At 66.4% G+C, this 21,764-nt stretch carries 18 protein-coding genes; 10 read left to right on the forward strand and 8 right to left on the reverse strand.

From position 1 onward, the window contains the following. Positions 1 to 47 precede the first annotated feature (47 nt). Positions 48 to 353 (reverse strand): BufA1 family periplasmic bufferin-type metallophore, encoded by a 306-nt coding sequence (locus LZ686_RS14135; protein ID WP_045983248.1) that lies wholly within the window; start codon positions 351 to 353, stop codon positions 48 to 50. 259 nt (positions 354 to 612) lie between these two features. Here LZ686_RS14135 and LZ686_RS14140 point away from each other — a divergent pair, with 259 nt between their 5' ends. Genes LZ686_RS14140 through LZ686_RS14155 form a run of 4 tightly spaced genes read left to right on the forward strand, consistent with a single transcriptional unit; the run spans position 613 to position 5,912 of the window. After that, on the forward strand, positions 613 to 2,631 hold the full coding sequence (locus LZ686_RS14140) for an HAD-IIB family hydrolase (protein ID WP_349548205.1): 2,019 nt from the start codon (positions 613 to 615) through the stop codon (positions 2,629 to 2,631). Next, the gene (locus LZ686_RS14145) at positions 2,624 to 3,784 is read left to right on the forward strand and encodes a glycosyltransferase (protein ID WP_349548206.1); all 1,161 of its coding nucleotides are present in this window, start codon (positions 2,624 to 2,626) and stop codon (positions 3,782 to 3,784) included. The genes LZ686_RS14140 and LZ686_RS14145 overlap by 8 nt, the downstream gene beginning before the upstream one ends. After that, the gene (locus LZ686_RS14150) at positions 3,781 to 4,749 is read left to right on the forward strand and encodes a glycosyltransferase family 2 protein (protein ID WP_349548207.1); all 969 of its coding nucleotides are present in this window, start codon (positions 3,781 to 3,783) and stop codon (positions 4,747 to 4,749) included. The genes LZ686_RS14145 and LZ686_RS14150 overlap by 4 nt, the downstream gene beginning before the upstream one ends. Positions 4,750 to 4,775: 26 nt before the next feature. Further along, a complete protein-coding gene (locus LZ686_RS14155) occupies positions 4,776 to 5,912 on the forward strand; it encodes a glycosyltransferase (RefSeq protein WP_349548208.1) in 1,137 nt (378 codons plus the stop codon). On the opposite strand, the gene LZ686_RS14160 is transcribed toward LZ686_RS14155, so the two are convergent. Further along, complete coding sequence (locus LZ686_RS14160; RefSeq protein ID WP_349548209.1) at positions 5,894 to 8,302, reverse strand: AI-2E family transporter; 2,409 nt, start codon at positions 8,300 to 8,302, stop codon at positions 5,894 to 5,896. The genes LZ686_RS14155 and LZ686_RS14160 overlap by 19 nt on opposite strands. Before the next feature lie 207 nt (positions 8,303 to 8,509). On the opposite strand from LZ686_RS14160, the gene LZ686_RS14165 reads away from it, so the two are divergent. Together LZ686_RS14165 and LZ686_RS14170 are read left to right on the forward strand one after the other, a co-directional pair. Then, entirely contained in the window at positions 8,510 to 9,100 is a 591-nt protein-coding gene (locus LZ686_RS14165) for a phosphatase PAP2 family protein (protein ID WP_349548210.1), read from the forward strand. Between the two features lie 88 nt (positions 9,101 to 9,188). After that, a complete protein-coding gene (locus LZ686_RS14170) occupies positions 9,189 to 9,854 on the forward strand; it encodes a YciE/YciF ferroxidase family protein (RefSeq protein WP_127899518.1) in 666 nt (221 codons plus the stop codon). A 40-nt stretch (positions 9,855 to 9,894) separates the two neighbouring features. Here LZ686_RS14170 and LZ686_RS14175 read toward each other — a convergent pair whose 3' ends face one another. From LZ686_RS14175 to LZ686_RS14195, 5 genes are all read right to left on the reverse strand, one after another. Continuing rightward, entirely contained in the window at positions 9,895 to 10,938 is a 1,044-nt protein-coding gene (locus LZ686_RS14175; protein WP_349548211.1) for an extracellular catalytic domain type 1 short-chain-length polyhydroxyalkanoate depolymerase, read from the reverse strand. After that, positions 10,938 to 11,363 (reverse strand): ribbon-helix-helix domain-containing protein, encoded by a 426-nt coding sequence (locus LZ686_RS14180; protein ID WP_045983221.1) that lies wholly within the window; start codon positions 11,361 to 11,363, stop codon positions 10,938 to 10,940. Before LZ686_RS14180 ends, LZ686_RS14175 begins: the two co-directional genes overlap by 1 nt. A gap of 76 nt (positions 11,364 to 11,439) precedes the next feature. Continuing rightward, positions 11,440 to 13,026, reverse strand: a complete 1,587-nt coding sequence (locus LZ686_RS14185) for an FAD-NAD(P)-binding protein (RefSeq protein ID WP_349548212.1) — start codon at positions 13,024 to 13,026, stop codon at positions 11,440 to 11,442. A 49-nt stretch (positions 13,027 to 13,075) separates the two neighbouring features. Continuing rightward, complete coding sequence (locus tag LZ686_RS14190; protein ID WP_349548213.1) at positions 13,076 to 14,149, reverse strand: sensor histidine kinase; 1,074 nt, start codon at positions 14,147 to 14,149, stop codon at positions 13,076 to 13,078. Positions 14,150 to 14,906: 757 nt separating this feature from the next. Then, the gene (locus tag LZ686_RS14195) at positions 14,907 to 15,590 is read right to left on the reverse strand and encodes a 4'-phosphopantetheinyl transferase family protein (RefSeq protein WP_349548214.1); all 684 of its coding nucleotides are present in this window, start codon (positions 15,588 to 15,590) and stop codon (positions 14,907 to 14,909) included. 122 nt (positions 15,591 to 15,712) lie between these two features. Here LZ686_RS14195 and LZ686_RS14200 point away from each other — a divergent pair, with 122 nt between their 5' ends. Together LZ686_RS14200 and LZ686_RS14205 are read left to right on the forward strand one after the other, a co-directional pair. Continuing rightward, positions 15,713 to 16,552 carry a glycosyltransferase family 2 protein gene (locus LZ686_RS14200; protein WP_349548215.1) on the forward strand — a complete coding sequence of 280 codons (840 nt, stop codon included), beginning with the start codon at positions 15,713 to 15,715 and terminating at the stop codon, positions 16,550 to 16,552. Positions 16,553 to 16,961: 409 nt separating this feature from the next. After that, positions 16,962 to 17,642: a sugar transferase gene (locus tag LZ686_RS14205; RefSeq protein ID WP_349548216.1), complete on the forward strand. Its 681-nt coding sequence runs from the start codon at positions 16,962 to 16,964 to the stop codon at positions 17,640 to 17,642. A 57-nt stretch (positions 17,643 to 17,699) separates the two neighbouring features. On the opposite strand, the gene LZ686_RS14210 is transcribed toward LZ686_RS14205, so the two are convergent. Beyond that, a complete protein-coding gene (locus tag LZ686_RS14210) occupies positions 17,700 to 18,968 on the reverse strand; it encodes a glycosyltransferase family 4 protein (protein ID WP_349548217.1) in 1,269 nt (422 codons plus the stop codon). 177 nt (positions 18,969 to 19,145) lie between these two features. On the opposite strand from LZ686_RS14210, the gene epsE reads away from it, so the two are divergent. Continuing rightward, positions 19,146 to 20,324 carry an exopolysaccharide biosynthesis GT4 family glycosyltransferase EpsE gene (gene epsE / locus LZ686_RS14215; protein WP_349548218.1) on the forward strand — a complete coding sequence of 393 codons (1,179 nt, stop codon included), beginning with the start codon at positions 19,146 to 19,148 and terminating at the stop codon, positions 20,322 to 20,324. 313 nt (positions 20,325 to 20,637) lie between these two features. Further along, on the forward strand, positions 20,638 to 21,726 hold the full coding sequence (locus LZ686_RS14220) for a calcium-binding protein (RefSeq protein ID WP_304613446.1): 1,089 nt from the start codon (positions 20,638 to 20,640) through the stop codon (positions 21,724 to 21,726). The last annotated feature ends 38 nt before the right edge of the window (positions 21,727 to 21,764 follow it).

The following is a 21,764-nucleotide window of genomic DNA, read 5'->3' on the forward strand; positions in this document are numbered from 1 at the left end:
CTTTGGGAATGGCCGCGCGGGACGATCCCCGCGCGGTCCGTGTCGGATCAGGCGGGCAGGTCGCGCATCTGTTCCTCCAGCATGCCCATGCGGGCGGTGCCGTCGGCCTGCGCGGGCAGCTCCATCGTGGTGCAGGTGCCGGCGGGGACCAGCGTCCAGGCGTTCCCCTGATAGTCGACCGTCGAGGTGCCCGCGCAGGTCGTGCCCGGCCCCGCGGCGCAGTCGTTCTGCCCGGCCAAGGCGACGCCGAAGCATTTCTCCATCTCCTGCGCCATGACGGGGGTGGCGGCCATCGCACCAAGCGCGCAGGCCAGCGAGGCGCCAAGCGAAAGGCGGGTCGTGAATGCGGTCATGATCATCTCCGTTCTGATGTCGAAGGCGCGTCAGCCCGCCTTCATGCAGATCAGATCGCGGCGGGTGGGGCGCGCGTTACAGCGCCACGGTGCTTTTTTCGTACCGACATGCTGCCCATCGGCAAGGCACCACCGGGGAGGGGAGAGTTCATCTTTCTTTACTTGGTCGCTTTCCGGTGAACCCGCGGCGGCGTGACGTTGTTCGCTGTGCAACGGCCGCATTGCACGGTCTGCAGTCAGTTTGCCGAAAGGTGCAATCATGCACATTCTTCACCTTGCCTTGGGCGGCTGCCTGAAGGCTGCCCCCGTGCGCTATGGCGTGACCGAGGATACCGGCGGCCACATCGCCTATGTCCTGGGTGCTGCCATGGCACAGGCGGCGCTGCCGCAGGTGGCATCGGTCGACATCGTCACCCGTGCGTTCGACGGCATGGATCCCATCCACGCGCAGGCGGTGGAGGAGGTCACGCCCGGCTGCCGCATCCTGCGCCTGTCGACTGCCAATCGCGCCTATCTGGCCAAGGAGGCCTTGGAGGCGGAGCTGCCCGCCCTGGCCGAGGCATTCTGCGGGATGCTTGGCGGGATGTCGCAGAAGCCCGACGTGATTCACGCGCATTTCGCCGACGCCGCGCGCCTGGCCCGGACGGCGCAGAAACGGTTCGGCATTCCCTGGATCTATACCCCCCATTCGCTGGCCCTGCAAAAGGACCCTGCCGCCGCCAGCCGTCCCGATCTGCGCGACCGGATCGCGGCCGAGCGGTCGGCCGTCGAGGGCGCCGCCGCGATCATCGTGTCCTCGCGCGACGAGGCCGAGCGCCAGCTGCGCCCCTATGGCAAGGCGGCCGAGGGGCGCAGCCATTGCGTGTCTCCCGGCGTGACGCTGCTGCCGTATGCGGGCACCGCGGCGGCCGATGCGCTGCTGGCGCCGTTCCTGCGCAGGCCGGATCGTCCCATCGTTCTGGCGGTGGCCCGTCCTGTGGCTAAGAAGAACCTGGCCGGGCTGGTCGATGCCTACGCCGCATCGCCCGAGCTGCAGGACCGCGCCAACCTGGTGATCCTGGCCGGGCTGCGCGACGGCATCGATGGCGGGCCCGCCGAACAGGCGCAGGTGCTGCGCGGACTGTTCGACCGGATCGACCGCCATGGCCTATGGGGCAAGGTCGCCCTGCCGCCGCGCCATGATGCGGGTCAGCTGCGGGCGCTGTACGCGCGGGCAGCGCAGGGAGGCGTCTTCGTGAACCCGGCGCTGCACGAACCCTTTGGATTGACCCTGGTCGAGGCGGCGCAGGCTGGCGTTCCTGTGGTTGCGACCCGGAACGGCGGCCCCGTGGACATCGTGGCACAGCTGGGCCACGGCGCGCTGGTCGATCCCGGCGACGCGGGGCAGGTCGCCGCGGCCTGCCTGCGCATGATGGACGACCCGCAGGGCGCGATCCGCGCGCAGGCCCGCGCGCTGGAGGCCTTTGACTGGCGGGACTGGGCGCGACGGTCGGTGGCGATCTGCCGAAACCTGCAGCGCGCCGCCCCCCTGCCGCGTCGCGCGGTGCGCCGCATCTTGGCCAGCGACATCGACGGCACGCTGACCGGCTGCCCTGTGGCCGCCGCACGGTTCGTCGATTGGCACGCGCAGCGCGACGAAGGGTTGCTGTTCGCCGTCGCCACCGGGCGGTCCGTGTCGCAGGCGCGCCGGGTGCTGGCCGATTGGGCCCTGCCGCGGCCCGACCTGTTCATCACCTCGGTCGGGTCCGAGATCTGGCGGTGGGGCGCGGGCGACCGCCTGCACCCCTGCACCGACTATGCCGCGCTGCTGGATGCGGACTGGGACCGCGATGCGGTGCGGGCCGTGCTGCAGGCCCGCACCCCCGTTTTGCAGGCAGGCTATGAACAGCGGCGGTGGAAGCTGTCGCTGCTGGGTACCGCCGCGCAGGCCGCGGGGATCGAACGCGATCTGGCGCGCGCCGGGTTGGCAGCACGCGTCATCGCCTCGCACGGCGAGTTCATCGACGTGCTGCCGCAGGCGGCCGGCAAGGCCGCCGCCCTGCGATTCGAGGCCACGCGCCGGGGCCTTGACCTGCGCCACTGCATCGCTGCGGGAGACAGCGGCAACGATGCAGACATGCTGGCGGCCAGCGGGGCGTCGATCCTGCCATCGAATGCCTATGCCGAACTGGCCCATCTGCGCGGTCGGGGCATCTATCAAAGCCGCTATCACCACGCCGCCGGGGTCATCGACGGTCTGGCGCAGCTTGGGTTGGCACGGCAGGCGCAGCATGCGTGACCTGGTCCCCGACGACACGGCAAAGCGGCCCTTCGGCTATTTCGTCCACCACCAGGGACGGGGCCACGCGGAACGCTGCGCGGCCATCGTCAATGCGCTTCCCACCGATCGGCCGGTCACGATTTTCTGCGCCCGGGACGACATCTTTCCGCCGCTGACGGCACGGGCGCGCATCGTCACCATCCCGTCGCTGTTCGAACGGACCGGCGCCGAATGCGACATGGACCACGTTCCGACACCCGACACGCTGCACTGCGCGCCTCTGGGCTGGCCGGGCATCCGTCAGGCGATGGGCCGGATCGCTGGCTGGTTTGCCAGCGATGATCCCGCGCTGATGATCTGCGATGTCAGCGCCGAGATCGCACAGCTGTCGCGCATCTGTTCGGTCCCCCATGTGAAGATCCTGCAGCATGGCGACCGCGGCGACCAGGGACACCAAGCCGCCTATGCGGGGGCTGTGGGCCTTCTGGCGCCGTTCTCTGCCGCCTTGGCGCAGCCGGATTGGCAGCCACTTGCAGACCGCATCCATTATGCCCCCGGCCTGGGCATTCCCGCGATCACGCCTCCGGACCGGGCGGCGGCCCGGCGGGCCTTGGGGCTGGACCCCGACCGCCCCGTAGCGCTGTTGGTGTCGGGTGCGGGCGGCACCGGTTTTGCACAGGCGCCAATGGGCGTGGCCGCGCGGGCCTTTCCCGATTGGCACTGGATGACCATCGGCGCAACCCAGCCCGACTGGCATGCGACGCAGGGCGGCAACCTGACCCACCGGGGCTGGGTCGACGACCCGGCGACCCATGTGGCGGCGGCGGATCTGGTGATCTCGTCAACGGGCAACACCACCTGCGCGCAGGTTCTGGCCGCCGGGCGGCCGTGGATCGTGGTGCCGGAATGGCGCTATTTCGACGAACAGCGCCTGAAGGCCGAAGCCCTGGCCCGCGCGGGCGTCGCGCTGCACCTGCCGCATCTGCCGTCCAGCGCACACGCCTGGCGCGCTGCAGTCGCACGGGCGATGGACGCTCACGACCCCTCTGCACAGGCGCGCCTCGTCACCGCCGATCCCGCGGCCGACACGGCCCGATGGCTGGAAACCCTGGCGCGCGACCTGTGGTCCGCCGCCCCCCCGACACGCACCCCCGAAGGAGCCCCTGCATGATCCACGTTTCCGCCCTGACCATCGCTGCGGGCCGTGAGGCCCATTTGCGCAATGTCGTCGCGGGCTTTCAGGCCCAGCATCACAAGCCGTCGGAACTGATCATCGGCGTGATGCAGGACGCCGACTATACCGACCTGCCGCGGACCGACTTTCCCATCCGCCAGATCCGCGTGACGGCGCCCGAACTGCCGCTGTCGGCGGCCCGCAATGCGGTGGCCGACGCGGCGACGGGCGACATGCTGGTCTTTGTCGATGTCGACTGCATCCCGGCGCCCGATTTCATCAGCGGCTATCTGGACCGCATGGCGGACCGTCGCGGCCTGTTCATGGGCGAGGTGATGTACCTGCCCCAAGGCGGCACCGACGGGGGGCTGGATTTCGACCGCTTCGCCGACATCGCCGTCAAGCATTCCGACCGCCAGGGCCCCCCGGCCTCCGGGGTGGCGGCCTGTGCCGACTACCGGTGCTTCTGGTCGCTGAACTTTGCGATGTGGCGCCAGGATTGGCTGGACGGCCCGCGTTTCGACGAAAGCTTTTCCGGATATGGCGGCGAGGATACCGATTTTGGCCGCGCTTGGTCGGACGGCGGCGCCCCGATCTGGTGGATCGCGGGGGGCCGCGTCTATCATCAGTACCATCCGCATTGCATGCCCCCGGTTCATCACCTGCACTCTGTCCTGCGCAACACCGAGGTCTTTGCCCGCAAATGGGGTCACCGCACGATGGAACATTGGCTGTACGCGTTCCAGCTGATGGGCCTGATCCGCAACGCACCCGAGGGGTTACAGCTGCTGCGCGAACCCGGCCCGACGGAATTCGCCCTGTGCGAACAGCAGGGGCACATGCCCTATGCCAATTCCCGCCGTGTCATCGACCACCTGCATCAGCTGGCCGAAGACGACCGCATGACGACCGAACGGGTCGCCCGCGAACAAAGCGCCCTGTTGATGCCCGCCGCCGAATGACCGGCCGCGCGTTGCGGATCGCGGTGATGGCACATTGCCGTCACCCCATCGCGGCCCCGTTCATGGGCGGGATGGAGGGTCATGCCCACCACCTTGTCCACGCCCTGCGGGCGCGGGGGCATGAGGCGACCTTGGTCGCGGCGGGCGACAGCCGGGTGGACGTGCCGTTGCTGCCACTGATGGCGCAGCATTACGACCTTGATTTTCCGTGGCACCAATATCACGGCACCGAACCGCTGAATGCTCATCTGGACAGTCACCATGCAGCCAGCCTGGCCACGCTGGCGGACATGGATTTCGACATCATCCACAATAACACGCTTCATCGGTTTCCACCGCGCTTTGCGCGGGCGGTGCGCGTGCCGATGGTCACCTCGCTGCACGTGCCGCCCTTTGACGCGCTGCGCCGGGCCGTGCGCGACAGCGTGGCCCCGTGGCATATGACGACAGGATGTTCGCGCAGGCATCTGGCGGCCTATTTCCCCGAAGGTCCGCCCGCATCGGCGCGGGTGCTGCCGAACGGCATCGATCTGGCGCAGTGGCCCTATTCGCCGCGGGGTAACGGGCAGGCGGTCTGGGCGGGACGCATCACGCCGAACAAGGCACCCCATCTGGCGATCACCGCCGCACGTCGCGCGGGCGTCGCCCTGACGATCTTTGGCAGCATCGAGGATGGCGATTACTTTGACGCGCAGGTCCGTCCGCAACTGTCGGGGGACATCCGTTTTGGCGGGCACTTGGCGGGACCGGATCTGGCCGCGGAATACGGTCGTGCATCGGCCCTGCTGTTCACGCCGCAATGGGACGAGCCCTTCGGCCTGACCGCGATCGAGGCGATGGCCTGCGGAACGCCCGTGGCCGCCGTCGCGATGGGCGCGGTCCATGAGGTGCTGGGCCCGGCCGGGCGGTTCGCCGCCCCCGATGGAGCCGGGCTGGACCGCGCGCTGATCGAGGCGATGCAGATCCCTCGCGACGTGCCGCGCCGGCATGTGGCCGGCCACTTTGGGTTGGACCGCATGATCGACACGCTGCAGGCGTTGTATGTCGAGGCGATCGACCGGCGGCACGATCCCGCGCCACCGGTCGATTTTCTGCCCATCGAACTGCCGCCGTCGCTGGCGGCGCGCGGGGTCGAACCGGCGCTTCAGTCCGGGATGCGCTGACCTAGGACGCCGCGGGGGGCGGGCGGTTCCTCGCGCCGCGGTTCGGTCGGAACGGCATCCTGGTCGGTCATCACCGCCACGACATCGGCGGCGATCTTGTCCAGCAGGTCCAGTTCCGCATCCTCGATCTGGCGCGGTTCGCGGTCCATCAGGCACAGGGCGCCCAGCACGTGGCCGTCAGCCGTGCGCAGCGGCGTTCCGACATAGAACCGCCCCTGCCACTGGCGCACCGCCGGGTTGTCCGAAAACCGCACATCGCGGTCGGTGTCGGGCACGACCAGCGTGTCGTCGGCGGCGATGACGTGATTGCACATCGCCTCGGCCCGCGGCATCCAGTTCATGCGCGGCTCGGTCTCCGTGCGGCGGCCGGGCAGGTCCGCGCTTTGCCCGACGATGTATTCCGCATCGGCATCGATCGCGGAGATGAAGGCCAGGCTGACATCGAACACATCCGCCGCACGTTTCGCCAGATCGTCCAGATCCTCGCGCGCGCGGCCGTCCAGGACCGCGGTCTGGGCAAGGGCGTCCAGGCGCGCGGCCTCGTCCGCGGGGGGCGGGGGGGCCTGCATCGCGGCGCGGTCTGCGTGGGCCGGGGTCAGCCACTGGACGGCCTCGTCCATGGACAGCACGATCTGATCGACGCCAAGCGCCTCGGCCCGGTCGGGGCCCGCCTGATCCTCGGGGGCGTTCCACAGGGCCAGGACGATCCGAAGGTCGGGCCAGCGACGGCGCAGACGCCGGACGAAACCGCGCACGGCCGCGTCCGGATCGCGGCTGAAATAGCCGATGCAGACGGTGTCGATCCCCTCCAGGTCCAGACCGTCAACATAGCGCGCGGTGACCGTGCCGGTCGCGCGCTGAACGGCGGAAATGTCGGCCAGCGCCAGCGCGTGGACCAGCATCTCGGCCGAAATGGCATCGACCTGCCACTTGCCGCCGATGCAGGCGACGCGCGGGGTGCCGGCGGGGGTGGCCGGGTGATCCTCGCGCAGGTCTTCCAGCAGCTGGTCCATGCCGTCGACCACGCGCAGCCGATGCTCGACCCGCGCATTGGCGTGGTAATCGTCGCTGGCCTGGCGCAGGACCTCCATCCCCGTCGTGTTGTAGAACGCGGCGATCCCGGTCGTGCGGATGGCGTCGGACGCGATCTCGTAGGCCTCGTCGGGATCGTTTGCGATCAGGCGCTGATAGATGCGCGTGGGCAGGTCCAGCGCCGGGGTCGATCCCAGCAGCGTGTCGAAGAAGGCCAGCTGCGGCAGGTTGCGGCCCACGACCAGCAGGCAGACCGTCAGGGGCGTCGACAGGATCAGGCCAAGCGGCCCCCACAGCGCCGTCCAGAAGGTCGCGGCCGCGATCAGCGACAGCGCCGACAGGCCGGTCGAGGTGCCGTACAGCATCGGCTCGACGATGTTGTTGCTGACCAGTTCCAGGAACACGATCAGCGCCAGCGCCATCAGCACCATCTGCCATCCAGGATCGACGGCGAAGGCCAGGGCCAGCGGAAAGATCGCCGACAGCATCGGCCCGACATAGGGAATGAACCGCATGATCGCAGCCAGCGTGCCCCACAGGATCCAGCCCGGGACCCCGATGGCCCACAGGCCAAGCGCCATCGGAATGCCATATGTGACGTTCACCACCAGCTGCATCAGCAGGTACTTGGAGATCCGCTTGCCCGCCTCCTCCAGCGCGTCGGTCGAGCGGTGCAGGTTGCCGCCCAGCAGGCGGATCAGACGGTCGCGCAGATCGCCCCGGTCCAGAAGGACAAGGAACACGAAGACGACCACGATGCCCAGGGTCGCCAGCGGCGCCAGGGCGGGGGCCAGCCAGGCGCTGGCGGTGGCAAAGGGGGACGGGCCGTCGCCCACGACCGTCACGGCCAGCGGGTCGGCCACGGCGCCGGGGGCGTCCTGCAGGGCGGTGGCCAGCTGTTCCTGGACGGTGGCGATGGTCTGGAACACGCCGTCGAACAGGCCCGGCCCCTCCATCTGCTGGCCCAGCCCCTGGATCTTGGCGCGGATCGTGGACTGATAGGCGGGCAGTTCGGCGCTGAGCACGCTGACCTGCGACGTGATCAGCAGGCCCAACCCCAGCAGCATCGCAATGACCGTCAGCATGACCACCGACACCGCCGCCACCTGCGGAATGCCGCGGCGGACCAGAACCTTGACCAGCGGTCCCAGGGCAAAGCTGATCAGGAAGGCGATCGCCAACGGGATCAGCACCTCCTGTCCGTAATACAGCAGGCCGATGATGACCGTGCCCACGACCAGCCACGCGGCCATGCGCACGATGTCGACCCCACCCTCGGGCGCGGCGACTGCGGCATTGGCATCCGGCCCCAGCAGGTCGTGCGGGGCCTGACGCGGCCCCGAAGTGTTCAGTGTCATGATGGTCCCCCGACATGCCCCCTGCACGGGGGCGCTGGTCAACACGGCACGAAGGCCCCGGTTCCGTCGCTGCGGGCGGATGCCCGCCGACGGCCATCCGTCCTGCCGCACGCATCATATGATACCGGAACCGGGCGCGTCACGCGCCGTTGCGCTGCCGACCGGCCCAAGGGTGGGCCGGTCCCGAACAGACGAGAGTTTTTCCCGATGAACACCACGATCCGCACCCCCGGCGCCGATGATGCGGGCCCGCTGGAACAGGCCGACAAGGAGGCCGCCGCCCAAGCCGCGCGCCACCGCCACCATCCGGTCGTCAAGGCCGTCGGCACGCTGAGCGAGGTGGCCGACCAGGTGCCCCTCTCCCTGGTTTGCGGCGGCGTGATCCTGGGCGGCGCGTTGTCCGGGCAGGATCATGTCGCGCGCACCGGCCTGCGGATGATGGCGGCGCATGTCCTGGCCAATTCGGTCAAGCGGGTGATCAAGAACCGCTTTCGCCGCACCCGCCCGGTCGAGATGATCAAGCGGCAGGACTATCGCTGCGAGCCCGGCGAAAGCCGGGGCGGGCACGAGACGTCCTTTCCTTCGGGGCACACGGCGGGCGCGGTGGCGGTGGCCGTCGTCGTCGCGCGCGATCTGCCGCACATGGCCGGGCCCGCCCTGGGGGTCGCGGCGATGATCGCGGGAATCCAGGTGCCGCGGGGCAAGCACTATCCGGGCGATGTCGCGGCCGGTGCGGTTCTGGGCCTGGTCTCGGCGCTGGTCGTGCGCCGGCTGTGGGACAGGGCCGCGCGCGACTGAACTTATGTCAACGGAACGTCGAGTCACGACCGCCCGTTTCATCGACAGGATACGGCCCCGCGATCCTGCCGGGCCAGGGAGAGACATCATGGCGACCGCCTCCGACGACACCAAGACCAAGACCGCAACCAAGAAATCCGCCCGCGCGGCAGGGCAGAAGACCGCAAAACCCACCGCCGAGGCCCGCACCAAGCGGTCGCAGGCCGTGGCTGCGAAGTCCAAGGCCAAGGCCGCCAAGCCCGCGGCGACGGACAAGGGCCTTGCGGATCTGTTCGAGCACGCCTTGGCGGACATGTATTATGCCGAGAAGAAAATCTACAAGACGCTGCCCAAGATGATCAAGGCGGCAGACCATCCCGACCTGATCGCCGCCCTGACCGCGCATCGCGAGGAGACCGCAGGCCAGATCGAAACCTTGGAGGCGATTTTCGAGCTGCTGGGCAAGCGTGCCAAGGCCGTCAAGTGCGACGCCATCGACGGCATCCTGGAAGAGGGTGAAAGCCTGCTGGAGGATTTCGGTGACAGCGTTGCCGCCGATGCCGCGATCATCTTCAGCTGTCAGGCGGTCGAGCATTACGAGATCACCCGTTACGGCTCGATGCGCGCCTTTGCCGAGGCCTTGGGAATGGATGAGGCGAAGACCCACCTGGAGGGGATCCTGGCCCAGGAAAGCGCGGCCGACACCAAGCTGACCGAACTGGCCGAGGATTCGGTGAACGACGCGGCCGCCGAATACGACGACCACGACGCCTGACCACATAGGATGGCCCCCGGTGATCCGGGGGCCGTTTTCGTCACGCCAGAAAGAACCCCATCATCGCATCAGTGGCCAAGGGTCCCGGAGCGGTGTGGCTGCCGGTAGGTTGACCACCGGACCAGGCGTGACCCAGTCCCTGAACCCGCCATGTCTCAATCCGCAACGTGCCCGCGTCATCGCGGTATCGGCCGATATGCACGGCACGGTCATTCAGCCGTGCATCCGCCGCGCGTCGGGTCAGGCCGGGTTGCCGCCGCAGCGCCTGCGCCACTACGGCATCGGCATTGCGCGGCGACACGGTCTTGTCGGTCGCGCCATGCACGACGAACAGCCGGCAGCCCACGCCCTCACCTCGATCGGATCCGCCCTGCGACATCGCTTGGAACGCGCCCGCCATGTCCGTAGCCGCGCCGTTGGGAAGGCCCGAATGACAGGCCACGGCACCGAAATCGTCGGCAAAGACCGCGCCCAGGATCACCGCCATCGCCCCGCCGGCCGACAGTCCCGCGGCAAAGCGCCGGTCGGGGGCCACAGCGTGGTCGTGGGCGACGCTGCGGGTCAGGTCGACCAGAAAGGCGGCCTCTCCGCCGTCGCGGGCGGCATGACGGGCCTCGAACCAGTTCCAGCAGCGGTTCATGTTGGCCTGTGACGTCTGTGCGGGGGCCACGACGATCATCCGATGGCGCTCTGCCGCCGCCATGATGCCGGTGCCGCGGGCGAAATCATCCGGGTCCTGTGTGCAGCCGTGCAGCAGAAGCAACAGCCCTGCAGCCGGGCGTCCCTCCAGCGACGCGGGCAGGTACAGGCGATAGTCGCGTGACTGCGCTGCCGCCTGATGCTGGTGTGTGGTCCAGCTGGCCCCCTGGGGGATGTCCATCGGCGTGCTGTCGCGCATGGCCGCACCTGCGGGAAAGCCGGCCGACATCCGGGGCATCTGCGGCATCGACAGGCCGCCACCCGGCATGCGCGGCATCGCGCCCCCGCCCAATCCCGACTGGATCATCTGCGTGGCTTGCGCCAGATCGCCCGACCGCATCAGCTCGGTGATGCGGGCCATGTTCATCGGCATCTGTTCGGTCATCATCGTGTTCCCTTGTTCGTTCGGCAGGCGTCCAGCGCCGCCTTGACCCCGGCATCCGCCTGGATGGTGCCCAGAACCTCGATCGAGCGGATCGTGGCGGTGATCAGGTCCGGGGGAATGTCGCGGGCAAAGCGGGCAAGCCCGATCACCCGCAGGTCCAGCATCTGGTTCGCGGCGTGCAGGGCCTCCAGTTCGGCCCGGGACAGATCGCGCAGACCCATCACGAAATCGTCGCGCACGATGGCCGGGGCCACCGAGGCGTCGTGTCGGTCCAGCTGCGCCCGTATCGCGGTGCGGATCAGGTCGCTGCGACTGGCATAGAAGCCTTCGCGCACCAGCAGGTCGATCCGTCCCAAATCGACGAAGCCCAGATTGATGGTGATCTTTTCGGTATCGGCCGTCCGGGCCGGAGAGGCGGTCGCCATGATTGCTATCCCTTCCTTGTACCATCCATATGGATGTTTAATGGAAGGATTGCGACCTGATCTTTGTCAGTCGGTCCTACGACACCAGCCTGCGACGGCGTCCGGTCGCCATGCCCCGCGCGATGGCCTCTGCGATGTCGGCACAGGCCGTGATCCCCTGAACGAACGGGCGGTCGTGCATCAGGTAGGGGATCGCCGCCAAGCACAGCCTGCCACTGAACGGATCCGCGCCCAGTAGGCTGTAATCCTGCGCGACATCGGGAATTTCGTGATCCGCATCCAGCAGCGCGCGCCGCAACGTCGGGAAGGGCAGGTCTTCGGTGCTGAGGGGCTTTTGCCCCCGTGCATCGATGAACACGGCAAAGCGTTCGGTGCGGTCGTCATGGACGATGGCGGTCTCTGCGCCATCGCGGGTCATGTCGTAATCCTCGCCCAGGGGCATGATCGACAAGATGCCGGCATCGCGCAGCGCCAGCACGCGCCGGATCGATTCCGACGGGACTGCGGCATAGTTGTCGACAAACACCTTCTTCAGACCCCTGTCGAACCGGTCGCGGTCGTCGTCGGACAGGTCCGGCACGATCTCCTCGACCTGTTCATGCATGCGCAGCAGGGCATAGCGCCAAGCGACGGTGATCTTGTGCGCCTTGTTGTGTTCGACCTCGTCCAGGTTGGCGCGGGCCCATTTGAACGGATCGGCGGCCTCGCGCGCGGCGAAATAGGCATCGGCAAAGCTGTCCGCGTCCAACCCGCCCAACCCGATCCTCAGCGCAAAGGCCGGGTCGGCCTGCATGATCTCGGCCCGGACCAGATCGAAGGCCGCATCCAAGGGCGCCGGGGTCGACAGGCAGGCGGCCAGCGCCGGGGCGGTGGCGATGGTCAGGGGTTCATAGGGGATGGGGCAATAGAAGTCGGCCTCGGGCAGGACGCCCGACCGCGACATCATCACGATCCGCAGATCCGCCGATACCGGGTCCAGATCAAAGCGCAGGTCATCACCCTTGCGGCGGAAACGACCGTGCTGGTTCACCACCGCCATCGCCGCGTCGATCGAACTGAGAGAGGTGCCCATGATGCCGACCCGCACGGCAGGAATGTCGGCCTCGATCAGTCCGGACCAGGGACTGGGGAAATAGCTGCGGGTGGCCTCGTCCTCATCGGGAAAGGCGTGGCCTGTGGCGACGATCACGCGGTCGAAGGGACCGTCGCACCCATCCGCCGTCATCACGCTCAGGCCTGCATCGTCGGACTGGATGTCCAGAACCTCGGTCGCCTCGCAGATGTCGATCCGGTGGCCCCGTGACCGCGCCCGATCGACCAGCGCCATCAGCTGATCGCGGAAATATTCGCCCAGCAGCAGGCGCGGCGTGAACTGACGCTCGTCCAGGTCCTGGGGGTCCAGGCCGTAGGATCTCAGCCGCGCATCCGGCTGATCCTGCAGCCAGTCCAGATAGGTGGTCGCAATCGGCGGTATCTCGATGCTGGCGATGTTGGCCAGCATCGCGCGGTTCGACATCTCGGGTGAATAGGGCATGCCGATCCCGGCACGCGGTCCCTTTTCGTACAGCGTGACCGCCAGCGGCAGGCCCGTGTCCAGAAGGTGCAGCAGCGTATAGATGCCGGTCGGGCCGGTGCCGACGATCGCGATGGTCCTGGCGGTCATATGTGTGTCCATGGGTTCGAAACGCCGCCCGTGGGCGTCCGTTCCGGCATCAAATGCTGGTCGGGTCGATCACGAAGTCCAGCCGCGCCACCGTGCCGCCGTCCTTGCCTTTCGCCAGCGTCAGTTGGCCGTTCAGCGCCGTCGCGAACTGGCGTGCGACGATCAGTCCCAAGCTGTCCGACGTCTCCAGATCGAAGCCTTCGGGCAGGCCAGGGCCTTGGTCCACGATGCGCAGCGTCGCGGGGATGCGTCCGTCAGGGGTGGCCGCGTCGACGTTCAGCCTGACGGTGATCTCCGTGTCGCGGCCTTCGGGGGCGCCGTGTTCGATGGCGTTCATCACCAGTTCGCTGGCAATCAGACCCAAAGGGACGGCCGTGTCATGCGGCAGCGGCAGGCTGTCGGCGCTGAAGTCCAGATCGACGTCGCCTGCGCCCGTGACCTCCACCACGTCATGCAGCACCTCGCGCAGGTATTCGGCCGCGTCCAGCGTTTGCAGGTCCGGTGAATGCAGCCGCCGCTGCAACAGCGATATCGACCGGATGCGGGTCTGCGACGCGACCAGCGCCTGGCGCGCGGTCTCGTCCGCGACCAGCTGGGACTGCAGCCGCAGCAGCGCCGCGACCGTGGACAGGTTGTTCGAGATCCGGTGCTGCAGTTCAGAGAACATCAGGCTGCGCGATGTCGCCAACGCGTTGGCCCGTTTTTCGGCGGCCATGCGCTGTTCCAGGGCCCGACCTGCGGCGGTGATGAACACCACGTCCGTGGCGATGATCAGCGCATAGAGCAGCAGGGCGACGATGGCTCCCGGCGTGATGGCCAGGCTGCGCACCGGTTCGATGAAGAAATACCACGCGATGACCCCGCAGGCCACGCCCACGGCCAATCCGGACCGCAGCGACGAGAAGACCAGCGTCAGCATGACGGCGGGAAAGAAGGTCAGGAACGGAAATCCGGGCGGCAGCGCATCGTTCAACGCAAAGCGCAGCGCGGTCGACAGCACGATCGCCGACAGGGCGAACACCACCTGATGGCGCAGAGACCTGCGGGCCAGAAGCGCCGCGCCCAGCCCCTGCATCAGCTTGTCGGACAGCGTCCGGCGGTCAGGCGCTGCAGCGTTCGTCACGTCATCTCCCGTCTTGTCCCCGCGGTTGGCCAATGCCGGAGCATCCGCACCTTAGCAAGAATAATGCGGTGGAAAATGGCAGAAATGACTGATGTTTGACGGACCTTTTGGATTGTTGGTACGGCAGCCGATGTAAGGATGGTCAGCGCGGAGAGGCCGTGGTTCAACGGCGTGGGGTGAACGTGTCGATGAGATCCGCCATAGGGTAGTGCTTTGCGGCATTTTTCATGAGCAGAGCGATTTCTCTAATATCTGTTAAGGTGATGTATCCAAGGGGTAATCCGCCACATCATCTCGACGCTGCAGGGTTTGAGGAGCGCCAGCCGCCACGGCTTCGTCAACACGTAAGGCCAGTCTTCGCAGACGCGTCAGACCTTACGGGCCGACTGCGCGGGCCAGACCTGATCATCACAAATCGACAGCACCGACGAGACCAACAGCCGATTTTTGGGTGGCCGCGATGTCAGTAGACGTAACGGTGTCCACGTGCCCAAGCGCCGTAAAACAAATTAGTCCTCAGCGCGATAAAATAGCGGTTTGAAATTGCGTAGCGTGGCTTCCTCAATGAAGTCAGCATCACGCAAAGAGTTTTTTGGCAATTTAGAAATTTGAATTTTAATATTTTGAAGATGACAATTTATTAATTGTCAACAAAAAATGATATAAGATCGCGAATATTTTTCATGGGCAGATAGCACTACTGGATCACACTCTCCCCTCAATGTCATAGAACAATATTGGAGTTTCAGACTGCGCGTCAGACACTCCAAACGCCTCCGCCTAGCCGCAATGCGTCGGCATGCTCCTTCCCTATCAGGACCGTTGTTGCAAACAGTCCGCCTGCACGTCGCCAGCGACCGCTCAGAGGGACGCCTTGCACGCTGAGGGTGAAACCGTCGGCCGTGATGGTCAGCGGCACCTGGCAATAGTCGATCCACAACCCGGTCAGTGGAAACTGGGCCTTGAACGCAGCTTCCTTGGCACTGAACAGCAGTGTCGCTGCCATTGGTTCGGAAAGCACTGGATCAACACTGTCCAACGGGTGGCGGATCAGTTCCGCCATGTCGTCCGACATCGGCTCCGCCCGCTCCAGATCCAGGCCGATCGCCGGCCAATCCGCTTGCCGCGACACGACGGCCGCGGCGATCCGCGCTGTGTGGGTGATGCTGCCCGACAGGCCCGGCGGCCAGGCCGGGGCCCGCGCCGCGGTCGTGGTGACGGCGCCAGGTATCAGGCCGATATCGGTTATGGCCAGCCGTGCGGCCGCGCGGCCCGCAGTGAATTCGCGGATGCGCGAGGGGACCGCGCGCCGTACCGCCGCCGCCTCTTCCGGCCAGAGAGGCGGCTGCGGGACGTCGATATCGCACACGGCCAGTCCGACGCCCTGCGGCAGCATCGCCCGGATCGCCTGCGCGACACTGGTTTTTTCCTCCATCTTCATGGTCCGATCTAAGCCCGCGGCGGGGTTCGCGGCAATGGGATACGGCCGCATCGTCGGCATTGCCAGAGCGCAACCCACGGGCGATAAGGCGAAGGCACGGGGCATGGGTAGGGATCACTGCGATGGATAATGATGGTATCAGCGTCATCCTGCCCGCCCATCAGGAGGAAGCCGGGATCGGCGCCTGTCTGCGCGGGCTGTGTGCGCAACGTCTTGTGCCCGGCGTGTCGCATCAGATCGTCTTGATCGCGAATGGCTGTACAGATGCCACTGCACAACTGGCCCGCGATGCCGCGCCCGCCCTGACGACGGCGGGCTGGCAGGTCCTGGTGCTGGAAACCGCCATCGGGAACAAGATCGCCGCACTGAACATGGGCGACGCCGCGGCGACCGGTGGAATGCGCATCTATCTGGATGCCGATGTGGTGATCGGACCGGGCATGATCGAGGCGCTGCATACCGCCCTGTCGGGGCCGGGTGCGCGCTATGCGGGGGCCAGGCTGACCGTGCCGCCGGCCCGGAACCTGCTGTCGCGGGCCTATGCGGGGTTTTGGCAAAAGCTTCCTTTCGTGGTCACCGGCGTGACGGGGGCCGGCCTGTTCGCAATCAACGCAGAAGGGCGCGCGCGGTGGGACCAGTTTCCGCCTGTGATCGCTGACGACGGGTTCGCACGGCTGAACTTTTCCCCGGCCGAACGGACGCGGGTCGAGGTTCCGTACGCTTGGCCCATCACGGAAGGGTTTCGCCGCCTGATCCGCGTTCGCCGGCGCCAGGATGCGGGGACCGCGCAGCTGGCGGAGCGCTATCCCGACTTGCAGCAGAACGCATCGGGCGACCGCCCGTCCCTGGGTCGTATGCTGCGGCTCGGCCTGACCGATCCGGTCGGGTTCGCAGTTTACGCGACGGTCACCGTCGCGGTCCGCCTTGGCCGCCCATCGCAGGGTTGGGATCGCGGCCGCTAACGCGGCCCTGCGCATCTTCCGGTTGCAGCAGTGCGATGGCCGCCAGAGCACACCCGCAGGGAGTGTGCCCCAAGGCCGATCTTATATGTTGGTTAATAGATCAAATTGAATTGATCCAGGATTTGACTTTCCGGACAACATTCGGGCCGTTTTAAGGGAACCCGTGAAAACTTGGGCGTCAAATGCTGTCATGCGAGTGAAAACACCCGTGATTCACAACCTTCGCGTGCAAAATCGCACCGGCCCTTAAATCAAAAGGTGAAACCGCAGCGGCGGACCATCTTTTTGTACAACTTGTATCTATATTGGTGCGTTGGATAGAAGCGGCCCATGGGCCTTCGCGACGGTTCGCCGGGACCTTTAGTTAAAAGTTTATCGATTTCTTTGTCACGAGTGCGGAGATACGCAGATGCTACAGTCGAATGACGGCCACGAGCTCGGCTCCTCGCAGGCCACCAACCCGGTCGCCGGGATCGAACTTCCCAAAGTGTATGATAACGGTGGCAAGCGTCTGCTTGACCTGTCCTTAATCCTGCTTGCGCTGCCGTTCCTGATCCCGGTCATGGTCCTGGTCGCGCTGGCGGTCATGCTGGACGGCGGGTCGCCGATCTACACGCAGAACCGTCTTGGCCGCGGGTGGAGATCGTTCCGCCTGTACAAGTTCCGCACCATGAAGCCCCAGGCAGATCAACTGCTGGAGGCCCATCTGGCGGCGAACCCCGCCGCCCGCGCAGAGTGGGATGCCGATCAGAAACTGCGAAACGATCCGCGCGTCACCAAGATCGGTGCGTTCCTGCGCAAGAGCTCGCTGGACGAGCTGCCGCAGCTGATCAACGTGGTCCTGGGCCACATGAGCCTGGTCGGTCCCCGTCCGATGATGCCTGAACAGCGCGTCCTGTACCCGGGCGTCTACTACGCGGCGCACCGCCCCGGCCTGACCGGCCTGTGGCAGGTCTCGGTCCGCAACGGCTCGACCTTCGCGACCCGTGCGGTGTTCGACGAACGCTACTCTCGGGAAATCAGCCTGGCGCTGGACGTGTCCACGATCATCCGCACCTTCCAGGTCGTTGCCCGCTGCACCGGCTGCTGATCTCCGCCCCGTCGTGACAAGAAGGTCCACCATCCTTCCGGATGGTGGGCGCTTTCGTCAGGGTTTCAGCACATCGCGGTACATCGCGATGATCTGTGCGGCCTTGGCATCCCAGGTATAGTGATCCTGCACCATCCGCCGGGCGGCCGTGACCATCGTGGTCAGTCGCGTCGGGTCGCGCAACACGTCCGCCAGCGCCTGTTCCATCCGCGCCGCGATCTGCTGGCGGGTCCCGAGGGGGATGGCGAAACCCGTCTCGGCCGTCACCAGCTCTCCGGGTCCGGCATAGTCGACGACCATCGGAACGACGCCCAGGGCCATCGCCTCCAGCACCACTCCGCCGCCGAATTCGCGGATCGAGGGGAAAGTCAGCAAGTTTGCGGCGGCCAGGATCTGCTGCACCTGCGGGTGGGGAAGGTGGCCGTGGAATGTCACCGTGTCGGCAATGCCAAGGCTGTCGGCCTGCGCCGTCAGCTCGGGCAGCATCGGCCCCTCTCCGATGATATCAAGCACCATCTGACCTGACCGCGCAAAGGGTGCGATCGCGTCCAGCAGGATGTGCGGGCCCTTGTACGGCACCAGCCGACCGACAAAGCAGGCGCGCAGGGGCAACGTCGTGTCCTGTGGCGCGACCAGGTTGAAGCGCGTCGGATCAATGGCGTTTTCGGGCAGCCATACGACCTTGTCCTGAAAGCGCTTGGGGATCTCGCTGGCGGTGTGGCGCGATCCGGCAATGATCAGTGCCGCGGCTGCATGGGTGCGGCACAGCTGCGGGTTCAGCTTGTAGATGCCGCGGACATAGGACAGCCATTCGCGTTCGCGCCGCCGTTCCGCATCGAAGCCCCTGGGCCAAGGCACGCCGCCGTTCAGCGGCCCCAGCACGAAGGGCACGCCCGCCGCCGCGACCTTGGGCGCCAGGGTCGAGGCCGTCGTTGGCGACAGCGGCGTGACGCGATGCACGATGTCGAACCGCTTGGCACGGATGTCATCGCCGAAACGCTTCCAGACAAGGCGTTCGAAATAGGGATAGCTCAGCGCGGCGATGGCGGTGACGGTAGTCCAGCCGCGGCCCTTGCCCATGCGCAGAACCTCGGCGGCGCGGTACATGGGGGCAGCGACGGCCTCGCTGTCGATGGCGGTAAAGTCGCGACCCTCGACCATGCCGGCGCGCAGGAAAGCGTCGCGATTGCGGATCTGGGTGACGATATGCACGTCGGTCTGGCGATGCAGCGCCGCGGCCAGCGACCAGCCGACCAGCGGGACCGAGACCCATTCCGGGTTGGCCGCTTCGGCGATCACCAGGACCCGTGGTCGAGACAGGGACATCCAGAGGCCTCTTCGCTAGATCTTGAACGCGCCGGGGCGATGGCCGACAACAGGGAAACATTAGCCGACTCGGACGGTCTAGGCCATCGGCCTGATCGAAAGATTGCACCGATTTTTACAGTCCCGCGCTGTGGATAGCGGCAACGGACTTCGCGCGGGCAGCAGGGAGACGCGATCTTGGCACTGGGCTATGTTGTTCCCGAATTTCCGTCGCAGACCCATGCGTTCTTCTGGAGAGAGATCGGCGCGATCGAGGATGCTGGCACGCCCGTCCGCCTGTATTCGACGCGCCGCCCGCCCGCGGGGTCGTGCCCTCATGCCTTTGCCGAACAGGCCGCGGCGCGCACGACCTACCTGTTTCCACCCCGCATCGGTGCGGTGCTGCGTCTGCTGGCGCATCCGGTCCGTACCGCGCGTGCGGTGGCCTATCTGGCGGGCCTGTCGCAGACGTCGATCGCCGGCAGGCTGCGGCTGCTGGCGCTGCTTCCCTCGGCGGCAGATCTGGTCCAGGATGCGCGACGCCACGATGTGCGGCACCTGCACATTCATTCCTGCGCCAATGCCGCGCATCTGGGTGCACTGGCTGCGATCCTGGGCGACCTGACCTACAGCCTGACGCTGCATGGGGATCTGCCGGTCTATGGTGTGGACCACGCCGCCAAGATGGCACGTGCCAGCTTTGTCGCCGCGGTGACCCGGCCCTTGGCGCAGCAGATTGCGGAGGTCAGCACCGCGACCCCGAACCCGGTGATCTGGATGGGCGTCGATTGTGCGCGCTTCACCCCGTCGCATCGTGCGCCGGGGCAGGATTTCACCGTCGCAACGGTGGCCCGTCTGAACCACATGAAGGGCCACCGGTTCTTCCTGCAGGCAATGGCCCAGCTGCGGCAGCAGGGCATTTCCATCGCCTATCGCATCGCAGGTGAAGGCCCTGAACGGGACGCGATCCTGGCCGAAATCGACAGGCTCGGCCTGCAGGACCAGGTCCAGATGATGGGGTCGCTGGACGAATCACGCGTGCTGGATCTGCTGCGCAGCGTCGACGCGCTGGCCTTGTCATCCATCGGACAGGGCGAAGCGGCCCCGGTCACGGTGATGGAGGCGATGGCCTGCGGCCTGCCGGTGATCTGTTCGCGAATCGGCGGAACGGGCGACATGATTCGCGACGGCGTCGACGGGTTTCTGGTCCCTCAAGGCGATGTTGCGGCCATCGCCGACCGGCTGCGCCGGCTGCAGTCGGACCCGGAATTTGCTGGCGCAATGGGCCAAGCGGCCCGCCAGTCCGCCCTGGTTTCATTCGATCATCAAACAAACGCGCGGCTGCTTCTGAGTCGGATTGCAGAAGCGCAGAAATAGCATTGTCAGAAAGACAAGCGGAAAATCGCTGCCAACCCCAAAAATTACGTGATAAGCCTGCACAAATGCGGGGATCCGCTCAAGGTAATACGGCAATTGCAAAATCTTGCTGCTGATAGGGAACCTTTTCAGTTGGGGATAATAAAGCCTTAATCTTGATCGCATAATGCTGCCGTACATCGGGCAACATGAATGGGATCAAGGGATGCCGACAATCAGAGGATCGAATGGCGACGACGCCATGCGTGGCAGCGGGCAGTCAGACGAAGTCTGGGGTCTTGGAGGATTAGATACGTTCTACTGGCGGCCGGGAATGGGCAATGACCGTTATCACGGCGGTACCGGCAGCGAACGCTTTGATGCTAACCCCTATACGCCCGGCAATCCCGGCGGCGACAGGCTATTTCTGGAAGGCAGCGCGGGTGCCCGCATCTCCCTTCGGTCGACCGAGGACGGCGTGGCCCGGATCGGGAACGAACGGGTGGAGTTCACCGGCATAGAGCGCATCCATGGCACTGCCGGCAACGACATCGTCTCCGCGGCGAATGCATCCATGAACACCGTCGGCGGCGGCAAGCCAGGCCATGGCGTATCGATCTTCACCGGGGCGGGGAACGACCGCATCGCCGGATCGCGCTATGACGACGTGCTGGACGGCGGGTCGGGCAACGACACGATCAACGGCGGCGCCGGCAACGACTTCATCCATTCCAGCACGGGCAACGACCGGATCAACGGTGGCGCGGGCCAGGACAACATCCGGTGGGGCAATGGCGATGCCAATCACAACCCCGGCCATGACACGATCAACGGCGGGGCAGGCGACGACCTGATCAACATCTGGATCAAGCGCGGCGACATCTGGGGACATAACGAGGATGTCGGCATCGAAGGCGTTACCGTCACCGTTGACCGCGTGCTGTCGAACGGCGCGTTCTCGGGCAATGCCAGCACCACTATCGGCGGTGACGCCAGCCTGCGCTTCGTCAATTTCGAACTGGGCTGGACCCATTCGGGCAATGACGTCATCGATGCATCGCGGGCGCGAGTGTCCGACAGCGGCGACGGCGTGAACTTCAACACCCGGTGGGGCCATGACCGTCTGACCGGCAGCAGCGGTGACGACACGCTGGACGGATCGATGGGCAAGGACACGGTCCGGGGCGGTCAGGGCGATGATAGCATCTGGATCGGCGACGGCAACAATGGCGATGGCGATCGTGACGTGCTGATCTTCCGCGCGGGTGACGATGCCGATACCGTCTACGGGTTTGAGACGGGTCGTGACGTCCTGGATCTGGGCGGTCGCAGCTATTCCGCGACGGAGGTCCGCGATGGCACGCTGCTGAACTTTGGCGGCGGCGACTCTGTCCTGCTGCACGACGTTTTCGATTTCATCTGACGTCATGACACGATCTGCGCGCATCGGCCCCGATCGGG

It is taken from the genome of Paracoccus sp. NFXS7, assembly GCF_040148865.1.
GTDB classification, from domain to species: domain Bacteria; phylum Pseudomonadota; class Alphaproteobacteria; order Rhodobacterales; family Rhodobacteraceae; genus Paracoccus; species Paracoccus marcusii.